Origin of the sequence: Xanthomonas pisi DSM 18956 (assembly GCF_001010415.1) — a bacterium.
Classification (GTDB): domain Bacteria; phylum Pseudomonadota; class Gammaproteobacteria; order Xanthomonadales; family Xanthomonadaceae; genus Xanthomonas; species Xanthomonas pisi.
In genome coordinates, this window is sequence record NZ_JPLE01000059.1 from 1 (window position 1) to 21,898 (window position 21,898).

Annotated in this window: 20 protein-coding genes; 10 read left to right on the top strand and 10 right to left on the bottom strand. The window is 65.4% G+C overall.

The annotated features are described in order from the left end of the window. The 9 genes from Y887_RS13785 to Y887_RS13825 all read left to right on the top strand — a co-directional run. The coding region (locus Y887_RS13785) for a glutathione S-transferase family protein (RefSeq protein ID WP_046964881.1) at positions 1 to 219 on the top strand (219 nt) is incomplete at its 5' end. Positions 220 to 255: 36 nt separating this feature from the next. After that, entirely contained in the window at positions 256 to 1,725 is a 1,470-nt protein-coding gene (gene miaB, locus Y887_RS13790) for a tRNA (N6-isopentenyl adenosine(37)-C2)-methylthiotransferase MiaB (protein ID WP_046964882.1), read from the top strand. A gap of 687 nt (positions 1,726 to 2,412) precedes the next feature. Then, the gene (locus Y887_RS13795; protein ID WP_046964883.1) at positions 2,413 to 3,396 is read left to right on the top strand and encodes a PhoH family protein; all 984 of its coding nucleotides are present in this window, start codon (positions 2,413 to 2,415) and stop codon (positions 3,394 to 3,396) included. A gap of 2 nt (positions 3,397 to 3,398) precedes the next feature. Beyond that, complete coding sequence (locus Y887_RS13800; RefSeq protein WP_046964884.1) at positions 3,399 to 3,944, top strand: hypothetical protein; 546 nt, start codon at positions 3,399 to 3,401, stop codon at positions 3,942 to 3,944. Positions 3,945 to 4,044: 100 nt separating this feature from the next. Further along, entirely contained in the window at positions 4,045 to 4,530 is a 486-nt protein-coding gene (gene ybeY / locus Y887_RS13805; protein ID WP_046964885.1) for an rRNA maturation RNase YbeY, read from the top strand. After that, positions 4,530 to 5,048 carry a hypothetical protein gene (locus Y887_RS13810; protein WP_046964886.1) on the top strand — a complete coding sequence of 173 codons (519 nt, stop codon included), beginning with the start codon at positions 4,530 to 4,532 and terminating at the stop codon, positions 5,046 to 5,048. Before ybeY ends, Y887_RS13810 begins: the two co-directional genes overlap by 1 nt. A gap of 95 nt (positions 5,049 to 5,143) precedes the next feature. Next, complete coding sequence (locus tag Y887_RS13815) at positions 5,144 to 6,022, top strand: CorC family transporter (protein ID WP_005989773.1); 879 nt, start codon at positions 5,144 to 5,146, stop codon at positions 6,020 to 6,022. Next, positions 6,019 to 7,284 carry a lipoprotein N-acyltransferase Lnb domain-containing protein gene (locus Y887_RS13820; protein ID WP_046964887.1) on the top strand — a complete coding sequence of 422 codons (1,266 nt, stop codon included), beginning with the start codon at positions 6,019 to 6,021 and terminating at the stop codon, positions 7,282 to 7,284. The genes Y887_RS13815 and Y887_RS13820 overlap by 4 nt, the downstream gene beginning before the upstream one ends. A gap of 14 nt (positions 7,285 to 7,298) precedes the next feature. Next, on the top strand, positions 7,299 to 8,300 hold the full coding sequence (locus Y887_RS13825; protein ID WP_046964888.1) for a magnesium and cobalt transport protein CorA: 1,002 nt from the start codon (positions 7,299 to 7,301) through the stop codon (positions 8,298 to 8,300). Between the two features lie 191 nt (positions 8,301 to 8,491). On the opposite strand, the gene Y887_RS13830 is transcribed toward Y887_RS13825, so the two are convergent. Next, positions 8,492 to 9,856: an NAD-dependent succinate-semialdehyde dehydrogenase gene (locus tag Y887_RS13830; protein ID WP_046964889.1), complete on the bottom strand. Its 1,365-nt coding sequence runs from the start codon at positions 9,854 to 9,856 to the stop codon at positions 8,492 to 8,494. A gap of 272 nt (positions 9,857 to 10,128) precedes the next feature. Here Y887_RS13830 and Y887_RS13835 point away from each other — a divergent pair, with 272 nt between their 5' ends. Then, positions 10,129 to 10,539, top strand: coding sequence for a hypothetical protein (locus Y887_RS13835; protein WP_046964890.1), 411 nt, complete (start codon positions 10,129 to 10,131; stop codon positions 10,537 to 10,539). A 156-nt stretch (positions 10,540 to 10,695) separates the two neighbouring features. Here Y887_RS13835 and Y887_RS13840 read toward each other — a convergent pair whose 3' ends face one another. From Y887_RS13840 to Y887_RS21115, 9 genes are all read right to left on the bottom strand, one after another. Then, positions 10,696 to 11,544 carry an ABC transporter permease subunit gene (locus Y887_RS13840; protein ID WP_046964891.1) on the bottom strand — a complete coding sequence of 283 codons (849 nt, stop codon included), beginning with the start codon at positions 11,542 to 11,544 and terminating at the stop codon, positions 10,696 to 10,698. Continuing rightward, complete coding sequence (locus tag Y887_RS13845; protein ID WP_046964892.1) at positions 11,541 to 12,455, bottom strand: ABC transporter permease subunit; 915 nt, start codon at positions 12,453 to 12,455, stop codon at positions 11,541 to 11,543. The genes Y887_RS13840 and Y887_RS13845 overlap by 4 nt, the downstream gene beginning before the upstream one ends. Then, entirely contained in the window at positions 12,452 to 13,582 is a 1,131-nt protein-coding gene (locus tag Y887_RS13850; protein ID WP_046964893.1) for an ABC transporter ATP-binding protein, read from the bottom strand. The genes Y887_RS13845 and Y887_RS13850 overlap by 4 nt, the downstream gene beginning before the upstream one ends. A 507-nt stretch (positions 13,583 to 14,089) precedes the next feature. Then, positions 14,090 to 15,580 carry an efflux transporter outer membrane subunit gene (locus Y887_RS13855; RefSeq protein ID WP_046964897.1) on the bottom strand — a complete coding sequence of 497 codons (1,491 nt, stop codon included), beginning with the start codon at positions 15,578 to 15,580 and terminating at the stop codon, positions 14,090 to 14,092. Positions 15,581 to 15,584: 4 nt separating this feature from the next. Beyond that, positions 15,585 to 17,171 (bottom strand): MDR family MFS transporter, encoded by a 1,587-nt coding sequence (locus tag Y887_RS13860; protein WP_046964894.1) that lies wholly within the window; start codon positions 17,169 to 17,171, stop codon positions 15,585 to 15,587. Next, complete coding sequence (locus tag Y887_RS13865; protein WP_046964895.1) at positions 17,168 to 18,355, bottom strand: HlyD family secretion protein; 1,188 nt, start codon at positions 18,353 to 18,355, stop codon at positions 17,168 to 17,170. The genes Y887_RS13860 and Y887_RS13865 overlap by 4 nt, the downstream gene beginning before the upstream one ends. 334 nt (positions 18,356 to 18,689) lie before the next feature. Then, positions 18,690 to 19,805, bottom strand: a complete 1,116-nt coding sequence (locus Y887_RS13870) for a polyamine ABC transporter substrate-binding protein (RefSeq protein WP_046964896.1) — start codon at positions 19,803 to 19,805, stop codon at positions 18,690 to 18,692. Positions 19,806 to 20,010: 205 nt separating this feature from the next. Continuing rightward, positions 20,011 to 21,378 (bottom strand): aspartate aminotransferase family protein, encoded by a 1,368-nt coding sequence (locus tag Y887_RS13875; protein ID WP_046964898.1) that lies wholly within the window; start codon positions 21,376 to 21,378, stop codon positions 20,011 to 20,013. A 219-nt stretch (positions 21,379 to 21,597) separates the two neighbouring features. Further along, positions 21,598 to 21,898 (bottom strand): hypothetical protein (locus Y887_RS21115; RefSeq protein ID WP_211256995.1); only part of this gene is annotated, 301 nt, incomplete at its 5' end.

The following is a 21,898-nucleotide window of genomic DNA, read 5'->3' on the forward strand; positions in this document are numbered from 1 at the left end:
CAGCTGGCGCAGGGCGACTATCTGCTGGGCACGCGCTGCAGCGCAGCCGACGTGCTATGGGCCGGCGCCTTGGCATGGATGGTGCAATTCGCCCTGACCGACCCGCCCGCCCCGACCCGCGCCTACATCGCACGGATGGCCGACCGCCCGGCAGTCGCGCGTGCCAGCGCCATCGATGGGCAGGCAGCTGACAGCGCAGGCACGGGCGCGAGCGGGTAAACTGGGCGGCTATCTCACCCGCCTGGAATAAGCGCCATGCCCGGGACATCCGTTTCCGATCTGTCCGCGGCCACCGCCGTGGACGCCCCTGCCCTGCTGCCGTTGCCGGTCGCCCGCCCGGCGGCGCCTGCCGTGGTGCGCGGCAAGCTGTATATCAAGACCCACGGTTGCCAGATGAACGAGTACGACTCGGCCAAGATGGCCGACGTGCTTGCCGCCTCCGAAGGGTTGGAGCTGACCGACAATCCCGAAGACGCCGACGTGGTGCTGGTCAACACCTGCTCCATCCGCGAAAAGGCGCAGGAAAAGGTGTTCAGCCAACTGGGACGCTGGCGCCTGCTCAAGGAAAGCCGGGCCAAGGCCGGCGGCACGCCGGTGATCATCGGCGTGGGCGGCTGCGTGGCTTCGCAGGAAGGCGAGGCCATCGTCAAGCGCGCGCCATATGTGGATCTGGTGTTCGGGCCGCAGACCCTGCATCGGCTGCCGGAACTGATCCGTGCACGGCGCCAGTCCGGCAAGTCGCAGGTGGATATCAGCTTTCCGGAAATCGAGAAGTTCGATCGCCTGCCCGAACCGCGCGCCGATGGTCCATCGGCCTTCGTGTCGATCATGGAAGGCTGCTCCAAGTACTGCTCGTTCTGCGTGGTGCCCTACACGCGCGGCGAGGAAGTCAGCCGCCCGTTCGAGGATGTGCTGGTGGAAGTGGCGCAACTGGCAGCGCAGGGCGTGCGCGAGATCAACCTGCTGGGCCAGAACGTCAACGCGTATCGCGGTGCGTATGGCGCCGATGCGGGCGATGCCGCGCAATACGCGGATCTGGGTCTGTTGATCCGCACCATCGCGCAGATCGAGGGCATCGGCCGCATTCGCTTCACCACCTCGCATCCGCTGGAATTTTCCGATTCGCTGGTGGATGCGTATCGCGACGTGCCGCAGCTGGCCAACTATCTGCATCTGCCGGTGCAGGCAGGCAGCGACCGCATTCTGTCGGCGATGAAGCGTGGCTACACCGCGCTGGAATTCAAGTCCAAGATCCGCAAGTTGCGCGCGGTGCGCCCGGACATTTCGATCAGCTCGGACTTCATCGTCGGCTTTCCCGGCGAGACCGAAGCGGATTTCGAAAAGACCATGAAGCTGATCGAAGACGTTGGCTTCGACCAGAGCTTTTCGTTCGTGTATTCGCGTCGCCCCGGCACGCCGGCTGCGGATCTGGAAGACGACACGCCCGAGGCGGTCAAGCAGGCGCGCCTGGCCCGCTTGCAGGCGCATATCAGCGCACATGCGGCGACCATTTCGCAGTCCATGGTCGGCAGCGTGCAGCGGGTGCTGGTGGAAGGCCCGTCGCGCCGCGACCCGAACGAGCTGACCGGCAAGAGCGAGAACATGCGTCCGGTGAATTTCCCCGGCAACCCGCGCCTGATCGGGCAGTTCGTGGATGTCCTGATCACCGAGGCGATGAGCAACTCGCTACGGGGCCGCATCCATCTGGACGACAGCACCAGCTGACATACGCGCCGCATCTGTGCGGCGCTGCATCGAGGATGCGATTCCAGCGCACGTACGCCGTGCCTGCGCTGCATGCGTGATGCCTTGTGCGCAACGGTTGAACCTTGCATGCACGCTGCCCGGAGTGGTGCGTACCTGCGCGTGCGCCGCGCTGCGTGGTCCATGCACTGGCACGCGTTGCGCCAGCATCGATGCAACCCAGTGGACTCGCTGCCTACAGTGACTCGCGGTCGATGCACGCGAGAGTACGGCCGTGCTGCCGCAGAACAGGAGCCCCGACCCACGTATCCGACGATGCCCCCGCACAGCGGCTGCATCGCGTGGCCGGGAGCGCATGGCCTCGTCGCGGTGGTGATCAAAAATTCGCCACACAGGTGCAGCACCTTGCAGCGCAAGGCGTGGTGACACTTACCCACAGGCTTTGCCGAATTCGATCCACACCGGGTGTGGACAACCCTGCGCGCAGTGGCGATTTTTTCACCACTCACCTGCCAGGCCTTATGCCAGTAAGGCTGACGCAATCTATCCACAGGTTAGTGATGCGTCACTCCACAGCGCTTGTGGAAAAGCGGCCCGACCCCGTATCGACCACGCCGCGACGCTCGGCGTGTTGGTGGGATCACATCCTGCGCGCTACCCTCACCTGCCGCCCTACCGACGCTGCGCGCGCGCTGTCCGACTCCGACCATGAACTCACCTGCCTACCGCGATTTCACCCTGGAACCCGACGACACCGAGCGCCTGGCCAATCTGGCCGGCCCGTTCGACGCGCACCTGCGCCAGATCGAACTCAAGCTTGGCGTGGAGATCGCCAACCGCGGCAATATCTTCCGCATCACCGGGCCGGAGCCGGCGATCACCGCCGCGCAGACGCTGTTGACCGCGTTGTACGACGAAGCCGCCTCCACCACCTTCGATAATCACGCGATCCACCTGCGCTTGAACGATGCCAACGTCGAGCACGTGGCCGAACGCGCGTACCAGGCACAGGATGTGGCGATCAAGGTCAAGCGCGGCACCGTGCGCGGCCGTGGCGCCAACCAGGCCAAGTACCTGCACGCGATCACCACCCACGACATCAATTTCGGCATCGGCCCGGCCGGCACCGGCAAGACCTTCCTGGCGGTGGCCAGCGCGGTGGAAGCCTTGAACGAATCGCGCGTGCAACGGCTGATCCTGGTGCGCCCGGCAGTGGAAGCCGGTGAAAAACTCGGCTTCCTGCCAGGCGACCTCAGCCAGAAGGTGGACCCGTACCTGCGACCGCTGTACGACGCGCTATACGAAATGCTGGGCGTGGAAAAGGTGATCAAGCTGCTGGAGCGCAACGTGATCGAAATCGCACCGCTGGCCTATATGCGCGGACGCACACTCAACGATGCGTACGTGATCCTGGACGAGGCGCAGAACACCACCATCGAGCAGATGAAGATGTTCCTGACCCGGCTGGGCTTCGGCTCCACCGCGGTGGTGACGGGCGACCTGACCCAGATCGATCTGCCCAAGCACGTCAAATCCGGCCTGCGCGATGCGATCGAGGTGCTGCACGAAGTCGACGGGGTCAGCTTCACCTTCTTCGAAGCGCGCGACGTGGTACGGCATCCGTTGGTGGCGCGTATCGTCAACGCCTACGAAAAGCGCGACAGCGCCTTGTCCCCTCCTGCAGCCGACTGACCATGCGTGGCACGGGCTTGCTGTGGGGGACGTGGCTGATGCTGGCTTGCCAGGGCTCGGCGCAGGCGCAAGCATCCGAACAGACCGACACGACCACGCGCATCACGCTGCGACAGCAGCTTGCTGCGTCCTGCGTGTCGGTAGCCAGCGCGCAAACGACCATCCTGCTGGACCGTGCCGAGCTGGAACGACTTGCGATGCTAAAGCCTGCAGCCGCAGCGGCAGTTGAGGACGATGCGCAGCGGCTGGCGCGGCTCGCAGTCGTGCGGGCGCAGGCAGTGCTTGCCTCCACTGGCAAGGCGCGCGACCGCTTCGGCTGCGCGGTGGTTCAGGAGGGCAAGGAGAGCGCCGATACGCACTATCTGCTCGGTCAACTGCTTGAACGCGGCCACGCCGCGGTCTGGACCCAGGCCCCGGCGGGCTTCGCCCCTGCCATCGAGGTCAGGCGGGTCGATCCACAATGCCGGAACGGGCCGATGGGCAGTGCGTTTTATCGCGTCGCCGACGGCGGTCCGTTGGTGCTGGTATTGGTGGAATGTGTTCGCTGATGTCCGCTCTCTCATGCGCGGATGCGCGCGCAGGCGTCGCAGCAAGACGCCACTCGCGCGATACTGTTACCTCTGTCTGATCTGACTTGTTGGTGTTGCCATGACCAAAGGCCCCATCCGCCTCGACGTCGCCGTCAGTTACGCGCTCCCGCGCGCCGGCCTGCCGTCGGCGGTAAGTTTTCGCAAGTGGGTGGCCGCTGCCCTGAAGGGGCGCATCCGCGAGGCCGACCTGGCAGTGCGCGTGGTCGACGAGAAGGAAGGCTGCTCGCTCAATCATCATTACCGCGGCAAGGATTACGCCACCAATGTGCTGAGCTTCCCGGCCGAACTGCCCGAAGGCCTGCCCAAGGGCATCAAGATGCCGCTGCTCGGCGATCTGGTGATCTGCGCGCCGGTGGTGGCGCGCGAGGCGGCCGAACAGGGCAAGTCGCTGGCGTCGCATTACGCGCATCTGACCGTGCACGGCACCTTGCACCTGCTGGGCTGGGACCACGAAGACGACAAGGAGGCCGACGCCATGGAGCAACTGGAGCGGGAGATCCTGGCCGATCTGGGCATCGACGACCCGTATGCGGGGGAACGCTGATGCGCGCGTTGTTCGCCATGAGCGTCCTGCTGCTGAGCCCGTCGGCGGCTCTCGCCCAGACCGCGCCGGTGCGCCCGGACCTGCCGGCGCTGATCGAATGCCGCCAGCGCATCGGCGACTTCACTGCCCTGGCGCCGGTGCTGGCCGACCCGCTCAAGGCGGTCGCGCTGGGCTGGACGCCGCTGGATCAGTCCAACCTGTTCATGACCGAATACACGCTCAACACGCCGATCAGCGTGTTCGGCCACAACACCACGCATATCGCGTTTTCCGGCGCCAGCATCATGGCGATCCTGGACCTGCCCGACCCGCGTCCGCTGGCCAAGCAACTGGACCTGGAACTGGGCGTGGATAACGCCGACAAGGTCATGTACGGCCGCGAGCTGGTCAGCGAGGACACCACCAATCCGAAGACCGGCGAGGCGATGATCGAGTCGGTCGTGCTCAGCGTGACCAACGTCAAATCGCATCCGGGCAAGACCGTGGTCGGCTGTGGCTACAGCCTGGACCTGCCCTGACACCCGGCGCCCGCAAGCCGATCCACAGCGCCTTGCCGGCTTCCTGCTAGACTGCAGCCTAATGCCTGGTTAGCCGGGTGCCGTTCCCCGTCACGATGTCCGAAGACGACAGTAGCCATACCTCAGAACCCTCCGAAAAACGCCGCAGCTGGCTCGAACGCCTGAGCGCGGCCTTCTCCGGCGAACCCCACACCCGCGACGAACTGGTCGCGTTGCTGCGGACTGCCGAGCAAGACGGTCTCATCGCCGCCGACACCTTGCGCATGATGGAAGGCGCGATTTCCGTGTCCGAGCTCACCGTGGGCGACGTGATGATTTCACGCTCGCAAATGGTCTCGCTGCCGGTGGAAGCGCGCTTCATCGACCTGATGAAGCAGGTGGTCGAATCCGGCCATTCGCGCTTCCCCGTACACGGCGAGAACAAGGACGAAGTGCTCGGCATCCTGCTGGCCAAGGACCTGCTGCGCGGCGTGGTCGCCGACAACGGGCCGGGCAATGTGCGCGAGCTGTTGCGCCCGGCGGTGCTGATCCCCGAATCCAAGAAGCTCAACGTGCTGCTCAAGGAATTTCGCCTCTCGCGCAACCACATGGCGATCGTGGTGGACGAGTACGGCGGCGTCGCCGGCCTGGTCACCATCGAAGACGTGCTGGAGCAGATCGTCGGCCAGATCGACGACGAGCACGACGATGCCGAAGAAGAGAACTCGCTGATCGCGATCCAGGCCGATGGTCGCTACGTGGTCGATGCGCTGACGCCGATCGAAGACTTCAACGAACGCTTCGGCGCCGAGTTCCCGGACGACGAGTACGACACCGTCGGTGGGCTGGTCACCGATGCGATCGGGCACCTGCCGGAGACCGGAGAAGAGCTGACCCTGGGCCGGTTTGCGTTCCGTGTGGCCAAGGCCGACGCGCGCCGCGTGCATGCCTTCCATGTCACCATCCTGCCGCCAGACCCGCAGGACGACGCTTGAACCTCGCACGCCGTTCCGCCACGGTGCGATACCGCCGTGGTGCCTGGCAATGGGTGGCGTCCTGGGCGCTGCTCCTGCTGACGCTGCTGGTGGCGCCGCTTGCCTCGGCGCAGCCTGCGCACACTGCTGCGCCGACCAGCGCGCCGCCACCGCGCGTCGGCGTGGTCACCATGCAACCGGGCGAGGTGTTCTTCGAACGCTTCGGGCATGACGCCATCGTGGTAGTCGACCCGCTCACCCAGCAGGCAACCTCGTACAACTTCGGCTTCTTCGACCCGAGCGAACCGGACTTCGTGCCGCGCTTTGCGCGTGGCGAAATGATGTACTACCTGGTGGCGCTGCCGCTGCAAGGAGACCTGTCGCAGTACCGCAGTGTTGGCAGGGGTGTCAGCGTGCAGTGGCTGGATCTGCCGCCAGAGCAGGCGCGCGCGCTTGCCGATGGTCTGGCGGTCCGCAGCCGGCCGGAAAACGCCCGTTATCACTACGATTATTTCGAAGCCAACTGCGCCACCATGGTGCGCGACACCCTGGACCGTGCGATGGGCGGCGCGCTCAAGTCGCAACTGGCCGGACGCTCGCGCGGCAACACCTTCCGCAGCGAAGCGGTGCGCCTGGCCTCCCCTGCCCCGTGGATGTGGCTGGGCTTCGATCTGGGGCTGGGGCCGTATGCCGATCGCCCCTTGTCGCGCTGGGAAGAGGCCTTCGTGCCGATGCGCCTGGCCGACAGCCTGACCCAGGTGCACAACAGCGCCGGCCGCCCATTGGTGCAAGCCACGCAGGTGTTGCTGCCGCATCGCATCGCGCCGGAACCTGCCGAACAACAGCGCCATTGGTGGCCGTGGTTGTTGACCGGGCTGATCGTTGCCGCCGGCGTGCTGGCGCTGCGGCGCAAACCCCGCTTACTGGCCGGCCTTGCGCTGCCATTCTGGTTGCTGTGCGCCATCGGCGGTGGCTTGCTGGTGTATCTGTGGGGCTTTACCGCGCATCAGTCCGCGTGGGCCAATCGCAATCTGTTGCTGGTCAATCCGCTGTGCGTGTTGCTGTTGATCGGCGGCCTGCAGTGGCTGCGTGGTCGCCGGCCGGGACGCTGGTTCGATGGGCTGCGCTGGGCAGTGGCTGCGGGGGCGTTGCTGGCCCTGGTCATTCACTGGCTCTCGTTCCAGGCGCAGGACAACCTGCAATGGGTGATGCTGCTGTTGCCGATCCATGTCGCGCTCGCGATCGCTCTGCAGCCGCGCGACTTGTCGCTGCGTCCGCGCTGATCCAGGATGCGCCCATGAACCATCACGGCCGCCATCCAGACAACCCGTCCTGCGTCATCACCTGCGCCTACTACGACGGCGACGGCAAGCGGCACGACATCAGCCTGGAGCAGATCAGCGATGTGCTGCAGCGCCCGGACGGCTTCGTCTGGGTTGGCTTGTACGAGCCGCAGGAATCGGTGCTGCACAAGCTGCAGGAGGAATTCGGCCTGCACGACCTGGCCATCGAGGATGCGCTCAAGGCGCATCAACGCCCCAAGGCCGAGAGCTACGGCAATTCGTTGTTCGTGGTGGTCAACACCGCGCAACTGGTCAACGAACGCATCCGCTACGGCGAAACGCATGCGTTCCTGGGCGCACGCTTCCTGCTGACCGTGCGCCACGGCGCGTCGTTGTCGTATGCGCCCGTGCGTCATCGGGTCGAACGCGAGCCGGCGATGCTGCGCAAGGGCGCGTCGTTCTGCCTGTATGGCGTACTGGACTTTGTGGTCGACAACTACCTGCCGATCATGGACGAGTTCCGCGACACGCTGGAAGGCCTGGAAAAAGACATCTTCGCCGACAATTACAAGCGCGAAACCGTAGTGCGCCTGTATGAGCTCAAGCGCGAACTCAACAAGATGCGCCTGGTGGTCGCCCCGCTGCAGGACGTGCTGTCGCACCTCAAGCGCAATCCGGGCGCGTTGATCCATGACGAGGTCGGCATCTATCTGCGCGACGTGCTCGATCATGCCGTGCGCATCAACGATGCCATCGATACCTTGCGCGAGATGCTGGGCACCGCCCTGAGCGTCAATCTGTCGATGGTGACGCTGGCACAGGGCGAAACCGTCAAGCGCCTGGGCGCCTGGGCCGCATTGCTCGCGGCACCCACGCTCATCACCAGTTGGTACGGCATGAACTTCACCCACATGCCCGAGCTGGACCAACGCTACGCGTATCCGCTGCTGGTGGCAGGTGTGGTTGGCTCGTGCCTGGTGCTGTACCGCCTGTTCAAGCGTGCGCGGTGGCTTTAGGCCGCTTTGCGGCCGGGATTTGGGAGTGGGGATTCGGGATTGGTTGGAGCAGGACGCGTGACGGTGGCGCGCGTGTTGCACGTACCCTCATCCGCCCTTCGGGCACCTTCTCCCGAGGGGAGAAAGAAGCGCCCTGGCCTTTACGAATCCCGAATCCCGAATCCCGAATCCCGAATCACCAATCCCGGCACTCAAGCCACATAGATCGTCTTGATGTTCATGAACTCGTGGATGCCGTGATCGGCGAGTTCGCGGCCAAAGCCTGAGCGCTTGATGCCGCCGAACGGCAGCCGCACATCGCTCTTGACCACCGAATTGACGAAGGCGGCGCCGCACTGCAGTTGCTGCGCCACGCGTTCGCCGCGCTTGGCATCGGCGGTCCACACGCTGCCGCCCAGGCCGAAGACGGTGTCGTTGGCCACGCGTACCGCTTCGGCTTCGTCGGTCACGCGGATGATCGAGGCCACCGGGCCGAAGAATTCTTCGTCGTACGCCGGCATCCCGGGGGCGACCTGGTCGAGGATCGTGGCCGGGTAGCCCGCATGCGAGCCGAGCACCGGTTCGCCGCCGAGCAAGACCTTGGCGCCCTTCTGCACGCTGGCCTGCACCTGCTTGTGCAATTCATCGCGCAGGTCGGCGCGTGCCATCGGTGCGAGCGTAGTGCTTTCCTGCTGCGGGTCGCCGAGCACGCGCTTGGAGGCAGCGGCGACGAAGCGTTCGATGAACTGGTCGGCAATGGCATCGACCACGATGAAGCGCTTGGCTGCGATGCAGGTCTGCCCGCTGTTGTCGAAGCGCGACTGCACTGCCGATTGCACGGTGTGCTCAAGGTCGGCGTCTTCCAGCACCACGAAAGCATCGCTACCGCCCAGCTCCATCACGCATTTCTTCAGTTGATCGCCCGCATTGGCGGCCAGCGAGCGGCCAGCGCGTTCGCTGCCGGTCAGCGTGACTGCAGCAATGCGGTCATCGCGCAGTACATCGGCGGCCTGATCATTGTCGATATGCAGCACGTCGAACACACCCGGCGGAATGCCGGCAGCATCGAGCACCTGCTTCATTGCATCGGCGCAACGCGGCACGTTGCTGGCGTGCTTGAGCAGCGCCACATTGCCGGCCATCAGACCCGGTGCAAGAAAACGGAACGCCTGCCATAGCGGGAAATTCCACGGCATCACCGCAAACACGCAGCCCAGCGGTTCGTAACGCACATAGCTGGACTGCGCCTCGGTTGGAATCTCGCGCGGCGCCAGATACCCGACGGCATGCTCGGCGTAATACGCACAGGCCTGCGCGCACTTGTCGACCTCGGCCAGTGCCTCACCGCGCAGTTTGCCCATCTCGGCAGTCATGATGCGCTGCAGATCGTCGCGCCGTTTGGTCAACTCTTCGCCCACCCGGCGCAGCAAGACGCCACGTTCGGCCAGCGGCAGCGCCGCCCACTGCACAAACGCCTTGGCGGAAGCCGCCAGGCGCGCCTCGATGGCGGCGGCGTCCAGGGTGTGTTGGGTATGTTCGACCTGGCCATTGGCCGGGTTGACGGTGTCGTAGGACATGACGGTCTCCTGGTTACAGGCCCGTCATGCTAGTCGCCGGGAAGTTGCAGCCGCGTCACAACCGCAGCAAATCGCTGCAACGCTGTGTTTACCCACACCGCGACGCAATGCCGCACTCCCACCGTGCAGCCTGCGGATGAACAGCTGCGGGATCACACTCCGGACAAGGTAACGAAAACAGCCCTGCCCTGCCCTGTTCCAACGGTCCAACGTCGCAAGATGCTCTAGCATTGCGCAGTAGCATATTTGTTCATTCATGGAAGACCACCACGATGCGCCGGAATCTCGTTGTTCTGGTTGTACTTGGCACCAGCGCGTGCCTGCCTGGATGTGCAGTCCTCCAGGATCTCTTGCGTGGTCCGCGGCCCGGCCCGGCCGGGTTTGTCACCGTGCGCTGCACCAGCCTGCAGCCCGACCCCGCGCAACCCTGCGAGCAAGAGGCGCTGCGAGCGTGCTCGGACACTGCCATCCGCCAACTCATCACCGCGCGCTCGTCGCCGAACATGGTCACGATCTTTCCCGATAAGCGAAAGTCCAAGGACGACGGCAAGAACAACCGCAAAAATCGCGACGACGAACATCCCGTGGTGGAGCAGCACGGCTACGACATCAGGGCCGAGTATCAGTGCTACCAAACCAAGCCGCAGCCCTGGGACAACGGGTACACGCCTGCGGCCAGGTAAGAACTGCCGACCGATGTGTTGTGCTCGTCGGCCGGACTGCGCAGTACGCGGTCGGAATCGACTTGCGGCCTTCGCACACGCCGATGGCTGAAGCGCTTCCGTCCATCTAGCTGCAGGTCGCTGCGGTTTCTCGGCCACCTCAGCACCGGCGCGCCCTCAGGAAGCAGATTGCAGCGCCAGTTGCGCATCGCGCTGGCGGCGTTTCTCGGCGCGCGCCAACAGCCACCAACCGATGACCGCGGCAACCGACACCGCCAGCACCATGACCGTGGCCAGTGCATTGATCTTGGGGCTGATGCCCAGCCGCACCGAGGAGAACACCTTGATTGGCAGCGTGGTGGAACTGGGCCCGGCCAGGAAGCTGGCGATCACCACATCGTCCAGCGACAGCGTAAAGGCAAGCAGCCAGCCCGATGCGAGCGCCGGGGCGATGATCGGCAAGGTGATCAGGAAGAACACCTTCAGCGGCGTGGCCCCCAGATCCATCGCGGCCTCTTCCAGCGAGCGGTCCAGCTCCTGCAGGCGCGAGGAAATCACCACGGTGACGAAGGAGACGGTGAAAGTGACATGCGCGACCCAGATGGCCACCGCGCCACGCGGTGCGATCCCGAGCACGCCGCCCATCGAGACCAGCAACAGCAGGATCGACAAGCCGATGATCACCTCCGGCATCACCAACGGTGCGGTGATCAGCGCACCGAACAGCGTCTTGCCGGGAAACCGTCGTATGCGCACCATCGCCATCGCGGCCATCGTGCCCAGTACCGTCGACGCACAGGCGGTCCAGAACGCGACTTCCAGGCTGACCCAGGCGGCCTCCAGCAACTGGCGGTCGCGCAGCAGCTCGCCATACCAACGCGTCGAAAATCCGCCCCACACCGTGGCCAGGCGCGAGGCGTTGAACGAGTACACCATCAGCAACAGGATCGGCAGATACAAAAAGCCGAACCCCAGCGCGAGCACGCTGCCGCCCAGCACGCGCCCAGCGCGCGAGGCGCGCATCATGCCAGCCGCCCTTCCAGCTCTCGCTGCTGGTAATGGTGGAAGATCACGATCGGCACCAGCAACAGCAACAGCATGACGGTGGCCACTGCAGCAGCCACCGGCCAATCGCGATTGTTGAAGAACTCGCCCCACAGCACGCGGCCGATCATCAAGGTGTTCGGGCCGCCCAGCATCTCGGGAATCACGAACTCGCCCACCGCCGGGATCATCACCAGCATGCAGCCGGCCACGATGCCGTTGCGCGACAGCGGCAAGGTGATGCGCACAAACGCCTGCCACGGACGCGCGCCCAGATCGTAGGCCGCTTCCAGCAAGCGGTTGTCGTGCTTGACCAGATTGGCGTACAGCGGCAATACCATGAAGGGCAGATAGCAGTAGACGATGCCGATGTAGGCGGCGATGGGCGTGTACAGCAACTGCAAGGGCTGCTGGATCACGCCCAGCGCCAGCAGCGCCTGATTGAGCAGGCCGTTGCCATCGAGTATGCCGATCCAAGCGTAGACACGGATCAGGAACGAGGTCCACGACGGCAGCACCACCAGCATCATCGCCACGTTGCGTGTGGCCAGCGGCAGGCGTGCGATCACATACGCCATCGGATAGCCGATCAGCAGCGCCAGCGCGGTGGAGATGGCCGCGATCTTGATCGAGCTCAGGTAAGCGGCCACGTACTGGCTGTCGCGCAGCAGTGCCAGGTAATTGCCCAGATGCAGCTTGACGCTGACTGCGCCATCGGCCGCAGACGCGAACAGCGGCGTATACGGCGGCATCGCGGTGGCGCGTTCGGCAAACGAAATCTTCAGCACGATCAGGAACGGGATCGCGAAGAACACCAGCAGCCACAGGTAGGGCGCGGCGATCACGCCCCAACGCGCACCCGGCAAGCCGCGACGGAAACGACGCGGCCTCATGCGGTGAGCACCACGCCATCGTCCTCGCCCCACCCCATCCATACCGCATCGCCCCAGGTCAGCGCTTCGCTGGCCCAGCGCTGGCGATTGGCGAAATTGGCCATCAGTTTGACTCCACTGGGCAGGCGCACGTGGTAGACCGAATGGCTGCCGAAATAGGCGATATCTTCAATCACGCCCTGCGCCTTGTTGCAGGCCTGCACCGGCTCATCCTTGCCGATGGACAGCTTTTCCGGGCGCAGCGCGAACGCCACCGCCTGGCCTTCGAACCCGGTGATGCCGTGACCGATGCGGATACGGGCGTCGAACGCCGGCGTCTTCAAGGTGACGTAGTCGGGCGCGTCTTCGGCGATGACGGCATCGACCAGATTGACCGAGCCGATGAATTCGGCGGCAAAGCGATTGGCCGGTTGTTCGTAGATTTCATCGGGTGTGCCGACCTGCTGGATCCACCCCTGATCCATCAGCGCGATGCGCGTGGCCATGGTCATCGCCTCTTCCTGGTCGTGGGTGACCATCACGCAGGTAACGCCGGAGGTTTCGATGATGTTGACCAGTTCCAGTTGCATCTGCGAGCGCAGTTTCTTGTCCAGCGCGCCCATCGGTTCGTCCAGCAGCAGCAGCTTGGGCCGCTTGGCCAGCGAGCGCGCGAGCGCAACGCGCTGCTGCTGGCCGCCGGAGAGCTGATGCGGCTTGCGCCTGGCCAACGCGCCCAGCTGCACCAGCTCCAGCATCTCGCCAACGCGCGTGGCGATGGCGGCCTTCGCCAGGCCTTCCTGCTTCAGGCCGAATGCGATGTTCTGCTCCACGCTCATGTGCGGAAACAGCGCATAGGACTGGAACATCATGTTGATCGGACGCTCGTACGGCGGCAGCGCGTCGATCGGCTGGCCATCAAGCACGATGCGCCCCTTGGTGGGTCGCTCGAAGCCGGCCAGACAGCGCAGCAAGGTGGATTTGCCGCTGCCCGACCCGCCCAGCAACGCGAAGATCTCGCCCTTGCGGATCTGCAGGCTGACATCGTCGACCGCGACAAAACCATCGAACTCCTTGCGGACCTCGCTGATGGACAGGTAGCCGGCATCCGCAGGTGGGGACAGGGGCGGCAGGGCGTCGGTCAGTGACATGGTTCCTCTCGATGACGGCGAACGCAGATTCCGGGGGCAGAGCCTGCGCGCCATGATGGCAAAAGCGTGTATCGGCTGCCGGGCGCGTGCAGTCTGCGCGTCTGCGGCTGAGCGTGACGGTCAAGCGGCATTGCGGCAAGAGCACGTGACCGCAGCGGTGGCGCGCTGCCTCGATTGCAGCAGACATCGCCGGGCATGCCAGTCAATCCAGCACAGCCAACGCTGACGTTGGCCTGATCAACCGCCTGTCCCGATGCAAACCGCACGCCGTCCGACGCTATGACGATGCGCAGACCGGCATGGACAGCGTCATCGTCCGTGCGTGTTTCACTCCAGCAACGTCCAGGCCCATCCACTGACTGACGCGGCGTCTGCACCCCCATCAGACGATGGCATCCGTGCGACCAGGACTGCGTCGTCGACCGCATGAGCAACCCTCACGGACGGGCGGCGATGGCTTCGGGAGCGCCGGCATCCATGCTGGAGCGCTTCATCGGCAATCGGCACTCAACGCGTCTGCTCGGGCGTCTCGCTCCAACCCAGACCCAGACTCTTCTGCAGCGCGACGTAATTGACCAGCAACTGCACCTGCGCCTGCGCGGCGGCGTCCTGCGCGGACAGTTGCTGGCGCTGCACGTCGAGCAGATCGATCGACGAGGTTGCTCCGGCATCGCGGCGTTGCTGCATCAGCCCGGCCGAGCGCGTGGCCGAGGCTTCGGCCTGGCGTGCGACCACCAGTTGCTTGCGCGCCGAGCCGAAACGCGACAACGCGGAGTTGGCGTCCTGCAACGCCGCCAGCACCGCACCCTCGTAGGCCGCCTCGCGACCGGCGTTGCCGGCACGCGCCTGCTCCACCTGCGCGCGGGTCTTGCCGAAATCGAAGATCGACCAGCGCAGCATCGGCACCGCCAGCGTGGTCAACGCGTCGGAGTTGAAGTCGCTGGGCGAGCCAGCCACCCAGCTCAGGCCGCCGAGCAAGGTCACCTGCGGAAAATAGCCATTCAACGCCTCGCCGATCTGCGCGCTGGACGCGGCCAGCTCGCGCTCGGCCTTGCGCACATCGGGGCGGCGGCGGATCAACGCGCCGGCATCGTCCACGCGCACGTCGGTGGGCAACATCGGCAGCGGCCGCACCGCAGCCAGTTGCGCGTCCAGCGCACCCGGCTCGCGTCCGACCATCAAGGCGAGCTGGTCCAGCGCTTCCTGCAACTGCATGTCCAGCGGCAGGCGCTGGGCTTGCTGCTGCTGCACCTGGGTGGCGATCTGCTCGACCTGCAGGTCCGAGGCCGCACCGCGCTCGCGGCGCTGGCGGGTCAGCGCCAGCGATTGGCCGATCTTGTCCAGGTTGGCATCGGCAATGGCCAGCCGTGCCTGCAACCCGCGGTAGTTCAGATACACCTGCCCCACTTCGGCAGCCAGTTGCACCTGCGCATCGGCAAGCTCGGCTTCGGAGGCCTGCGCCTGCGCCAGCGCGCCTTCGGCTGCGCGACGGCGGCGGCCGAAGAAATCGAGCTCCCAGCTGGCATCGAAACCGGCGCTGTAGATCTGGGTCTTTTCCAGATCCAGCACCTCGCTGCCCTGTGCCGGTGGCTGGCCGTTCTGACCGTTCTGCAAGCCGCCCAGCGTATCGACGATGGTCTGCGGCGGCTCGGCATACGCATACACCGCGCTGGCGTTGAGCTTGGGCAGACGCTCGGCACGGCGCTGGCTGGCCAGTGCGCGGTTGGCGCGCAGCCGTGCCTGCGCCGCACGCAGGTTGGGGCTGTCGGCCAGGGCCTGGGTCACCAGCTGGGTAAGCTGCGCGTCGTTCAGCTGCTCCCACCAGTGGTTCAACGGCGCGGCAGCGACCACCTGCGCGCCGCTGGCGCGATGCAGCGCCGGGGCCTGCATGGCCGCATCGGCCACGGGTGGCGCCTTGGTATAGTTGGGGCCGAGCATGCAGCCGCCGAGCAACACGGCGCTCAACGCCGCCGCCAGTGGCATGCGCATCGGGCGCAGGGAATCAGTGCATTGCAAGGTGCGCCCCCTTGGGTAACGGCTTGAGCAAAAAAGCCAGCGGAATCGTGCAGACCACGATCACGCCGAAGATCCAGAACAGGTCGCTATAGGTCATCACCAGCGCCTGCTGTTGCACCAGTCGCGCCAGCTGCGCGATCGAGCGGATGGCAGCCTCGCCACCGGCGCTGCCCTGCATCTGCGCGCTCAGGCCAGCCAGAAACTCCTGCGCCCGGGTGGCGTTGGCGGTGATCGCGCTGCCGATGGTTTCGGTGTGGAAGGTCATGCGGCGCTCCTGGAAGGTGGAGATCAACGCAAGTCCCACCGAGCCGCCGAGGTTGCGGCCGGCGTTGAACAGGCCTGACGCATCGCCGGCCAGCTCGGGCGGCACCGAGGAGATGGCCGCCTGGTTCAGCGACATCATCGCCAGCGCCAGGCCGCAGCCCTGCAGCAACTGCCCGGCGACGAAATGCGTGCCGACGGTGTCGGCAGTCAGCGACAGGTTGACGAAACACGCCGCGGCAAAACAGATCAGCCCGGCGATCACCAGGATGCGTACGTCCACCACCTCCAGCAGCTTGGGCATCATCGGCATCAGCAGCACGGTCGGCAGCCCGGACAACAGCAGCACGTAGCCGGCCTGCTCGGTGTTGTAGCCGGAGATCACCGCCAGGAACTGCGGAATCATGTACATCACCCCGAACAGGATCATGCCCACTGCCATGATCATGATGAACACTGCACCGAAACTGCGGTGCAGCAGCAGCGACAGGTGAATCACCGGCGGCCGTTTGCGGAACTGGCCGATCACCAGGGCGATGAAGCCGCTCAAGGCGATCAGGCTCAGCGTATTGATCTCGCTGGATTCGAACCAGCGCTCGCGCTGGCCTTCTTCCAGCACCACGGTGAGCCCGCCCAGGCCGGCGGTCAGGCCGTAGATGCCCAGCCAGTCGGCATTGAGCAGGCCGGCCCAGTCGCCTTTCTCATGCTTCAAGCCGAGCAGCAGCAAGGCCACCAGGCCCACGCAGATCGGCACGTTGATGAAGAACGCGTAGTGCCAGCTGACGTTCTCGGTGAGCCAGCCGCCGAGCAGCGGGCCGATCACCGGGCCCATGATCACGGTCATGCCGAACAGCGCGGTGCCCATGGTCTGCTGGCTCGGCGGCAGCCGGGTCGCAACGATGGTCAGCGCGGTGGGAATTAGCGCACCGCCGGCCAGGCCCTGCCCGACCCGGCCGATGATCATCATGCTCAACGAGGTCGACAGTCCGCACACCACCGAAAATGCGGTGAACATCACCGCGCAGATCAGCAGGAAGTTGCGCAGGCCCAGCGTGCGCACGAACCAGCCGGTCAGCGGGATCATGATGATCTCGGCCACCAGGTAGGCGGTGGAAATCCAGGTGCCTTCGGTGCCGCTGGCGCCGACTTCGCCCTGGATGGTGGGCAGCGCCGCGTTGACGATGGAGATATCCAGCGTCGCCATGAACGAGCCAATGGTGCCGGCTAGCACCGCCAGCCAGGCGCCCGGCTCGGCCTTCTCGCTGGCGGCATTGCCGCCGGCGCCGTGGCCGGTGGCTGCCGCTGCACTCACTGCGCGCGCTCCTGCTCCTGCACGCGGTCGGATTCTGCTTCGGCACGCTGCTTGGCGTCCTTGGCCGAGCGCGTATCCACCGTCACCTCCACCGACATGCCCGGCACCAATACCTTGCGCGCCTCTTGTCCGGCCAGCACACGAATGCGCACCGGCACCCGCTGCACCACCTTGGTGAAGTTGCCGGTGGCGTTTTCCGGCGGCAACAGCGCGAACTGCGAGCCGGTACCGGGCGAGAGGCTTTCGACCTTGCCGTGCAGCTTCACGCCGGACAGCGCATCGACCTCGATTTCGGCCGGCTGGCCGGGACGCATCAGGCCGACCTGGGTTTCCTTGAAGTTGGCGATCAGGTACAGCGACTCCTGCGGCACGATGGTCATGGTGCGGGTGCCTGCGGCCAGGAACTGCCCCACCTGCACGGTCTTGTCGCCGACGCGGCCGTGGATACGGCTGGTCAGGCGGGTGTCTTCCACCGCGATACGGGCCTGGTCGGCGTCGGCGGTGGCCTGCTTCACGCCGGCCTGGGCCTGCTCCAGCTGCGCGGTGCTGGCCTGGATCTGACTCTGCGCTGCCTTGGCCTGCGCCTGGGCGGCGTCGTACTGGGCGCGGGCGCGGGCCAGGTCGTGCTGCAGGCTTTCCTGGTGCTCGTGCGTGTCCGCGCCGGAGGCCGCCAGCGGCGCGAAGCGCTTCACTTCGGCCTGGGCGAACGTGAGGCTGGCAGCGGCAGCAGCGACCTGGGTGCGGGCCTGCACCAGCGACGATTCCTGCGCGGACACATTGGCCGTGGCGGCAGCGATGTCGGCCTGGCGCGCGGCGATCGCGGCCTCGGCCTGCTGCAGCGTGGCCTGGTAGGTGCGGTCGTCGATCTGCAGCAACGGCTGGCCGGCGTCCACGATCTGGTTGTCGCCCACCATCACCTTGGTCACATAGCCGCTGACGCGCGGCGCCACCGCCACCGAATCGGCCTGCAGATAGGCGTTGTTGGTGTCCTGCATGTAGCGGCCCTTGATCAGGTAATAGGCCAGCCAGACCACCAGCAAGACCAGCACCAGCACGCCTACCAGGATCAGCGTCCACTTGACCTTGGGGTTCTTCAACGGCGAAGGCTTCTGTTCCTGGTCGTCGTGCGCGTCTGCGGCCTGGCTGCGGCCATCGTTGGACTGCTGGTCTGCTTGGTTGCTCAAAGGAAGCGTCCTGTAGGTCGTGGGCGAGGCGCGCAACGGCATGCCGCATCAGCGGCAAGGCGAAAGCGGCAGAACCATACAATTATTTGAACCCGCCAGTACAGGTTGCGTGACGAGGCCAGTCAGCTGGTGCTGAGGCTGGCCGGACCTGCGGTATCGGCCGGTCGATTCACGTCGGCCAGCGGCGAGCGCCGCCGCAGGCATGCGCTCGCGGTGCAATCGATGACGGCTCGCCCGCTGCGCGCTGCCGCGACCGGGTCTGCAGTCTCTCAGCCAATGATTGGCGATTGATGAGCATGCGGCGACCTGTGCCGCATCGTCGCCGGGCCCCGGTTCAACGGCCGGTCTTGATCTCGGTCCACAGCCGCGTGTACAGGCGATCGACGTCCGGCGAATTGATCGCATAGGTGAACATCTTGGCGGTCACCTCCGGCGGCGGGTAGATGGTGGGGTCGTTGCGGATCGCCGCATCCACCAGCGGCGTAGCGGTGCGTACCGGGTTGGCGTAGTGGATGAAGTTGCTGTTGGCCGCAGCCACCTCCGGCTTCAACAGGTAATTGATGAAGGCGTAGGCGTTTTCAGGGTGCTTGGCATCCTTGGGGATGGCCAGCATGTCGAACCATTGCGGCGCGCCTTCCTTCGGAATGGCGTAGGCCACGTTGACGTTGTTGCCGGCCTCCTTGGCCCGGTCGCGCGCCTGGATGATGTCGCCCGACCACCCCACCGCCAGGCAGGTATTGCCGTTGGCCAGCGAGGTCACGTACTGGCTGGAGTGGAAGTTCTGCACGTACGGGCGAATGGTCTTGATCAGCGCCGCAGCTTTCTCGATCTCGGCCGGCGCGCTGCTGTGCGGGTCCAGCCCCAGGTAGTTCAGCGCGATCGGGATCATGTCCGAGGGCGTGTCCAGAATGGTCACGCCGCAATCCTTGAGCCTGGACAGATTCTCCGGCTTGAACACCAGATCCCAGCTGTTGGCGACATCGGTACTGCCGAAGATCGCCTTGAGCTTGTCGACGTTGTAGCCGATGCCGGTGGTGCCGATCATGTACGGCACCCCATACGCATTGTTGGGATCCTGCGCGGCGATGCGGCGCATGACATCCGGGTCCAGATTGGCCAGATTCGGGATCTTGCTCTTGTCCAATGGCAGGAACACACCGGCCTGGATCTGCCGGCCGAAGAAGTTGAGCGTGGGCACCACCACGTCGTAATCGCTGCCGCCGGCCAGCAACTTGGTTTCCACCATCTCGTCGCTATCGAACACATCGTAGGTGACCTTGATGCCGGTGTTCTTTTCGAACGCGGGGATGGTGTCTTCGGCGATGTAGTCGGAGTAGTTGTAGACGTTGAGCACTTTGGCCTGCGCCTCGGCCTTGCCTGGCGCGCCACCGCCGCCACAGCCGGACAACAGGGTGATGGACAGTGTCAGGGCGAGCAGTCGCAGCGTCATGTGGGTCTCCAGGGCAGCGCGGTGGGCGGCCCGGCATCGCGGCCGGTCTGCGCCCAGCCTACCCACCGCGTCGGGGTTTGCACAGCATGCGGTGTCCGGGCCGGGTTCGCAGCTTCGGCGCGTTGCAGCGAGGGGGTTGGCGAAGGTCGTTGCCGGCGGTGGCACTTGCTGCGCGGCCGTGCGGCCAGACGCATGCTGCCGCGGCTTACCTGCCCAATGCCTGCGCGGTGTCGTCCAGCGCCGCCCACGCCTTGTGGAACAGCTCATCGACCTGGTCGCAGGTGATGATCAACGGCGGCGACAGCAGCATCGCATCGTAGGTCGCGCGCAGGATCAAGCCCCGCCGCAGCGCGAAGTCGCGACACATCGCGCCGACCCGCCCGCGCCCGGGGAAGTACCTGCCGCGCTGGCGCTTGTCCGGCACCAGTTCCAGCGCCCCGACCAGGCCGGCAATCCGCGCCTCGCCGACCAGCCGATGCGCGCCCAGCTCGGCCCAGCGCTGCGCCAGATACGGCGCGATCTGCGTGCGTGCGGTATCCACGATGCCTTCGTCCTGCAGCAGGCGCAGATTCTCCAGCGCCACCGCTGCGCACACCGGGTGCCCGGCATAGGTGCCCCCATGCGCCAGCTCACCGCCTTGCTGCTTGAGCACCCCGGCCACGCGATCGCTGAACATCGCCGCCGCCAGCGGGATGTAGCCGGAGGTAATGCCCTTGGCCAGCGTCATCACATCGGGCTGGAAGCCGAAGTAATCGGCGCCGAACCATTCGCCGGTGCGTCCGAACCCGCAGATCACCTCGTCGGCCACCAGCAGCACGTCGTACTGCCGGCAGATGCGCTGGATTTCCGGCCAGTAGCTGCGCGGCGGGATATACACCCCGATCGCCCCCATGATCGGTTCGCCGATGAAGGCCGCCACGTTGTCCGGCCCGATCTCGAGAATCCTGTCTTCCAGACGGCGCGCGGCAAGCAGCCCGTACTCCTCCGGCGCCATGTCCCCGCCATCGCCGAAATGATTGGGCGGCTCGATATGCACGATGCCCGGTATCGGCAACCCACCCTGCTTGTGCATGCCCTGCATGCCACCCAGGCTGGCACCGGCCATGGTGGTGCCGTGATAGCCATTGTGGCGACCGATGAAGACCTGTTTCTGCGGCTGCCCCTGCACCGCCCAGAAATGCCGCACCAGGCGCAGGATGGTGTCGTTGGCCTCCGATCCGGAATTGGCGAAGAAGGCATGATTCAAGTCGCCCGGCGTCAGCTCCGCCAGCTTGGCGGCCAGATGGATGGTGGGCTCGGTGGTGCACTGGAAAAAGCTGTTGTAGTAGGCCAGCTGCTCCATCTGCCGCGCCGCGGCCTGCGCCAGTTCGGTACGCCCATAGCCCACGTTGACGCACCACAAGCCAGCGAACGCATCCAGCAGCTTGTTGCCGTCGGCATCCCACACATACACGCCCTCACCGCGCGTGAGGATGCGCGTGCCCTTGTCCGCCAAGACCGCGTTATCGTTGAACGGATGCAGATGATGCGCGGCATCGAGCTGCTGCAACGACTTGAGCACAGAAGAATCCACGACCTGCTCCACGCATGAGGAATCAAGAGCATACCCACGCCCTGTTGCCGGACCGTGGATGGCTGTGCAGATCGCCCCGCCACTCCCTTGCACGCCCGACAGACAGGTGGGCCGTAAGAAGTTGCCCTGCCACCGACGTCGCCCTCATCCGCCCTTCGGGCACCTTCTCCCGATGGGAGAAGGAAACGTCTGGCGACGTAGGCAGCCTGCACATTTCGACTACGCTTCCGGCCTCCTGCCCAGCACTGCACAGCACTGCCTGGCCTGCGCACGGCATCGCTGCACCTTCGTGCGTTGAGCAAAGCAGAGCTTGCCTTGCTTTGCCTTGCTTTGCCTTGCTTTGCCTTGCTTTGCCTTGCTTTGCTTTGCTTTGCCTTGCTTTGCTTTGCCTTGCTTACGCTTTTCGGGGCCCCATACCGCAGCGGCAAGGCCGGCAGATACAACCCGCAGGGCGGCGCGCATGGATGCGCGACGTTTTTGTAAGGGACATGGATGTCCCTCGACGTCCCCCCAATTTTGA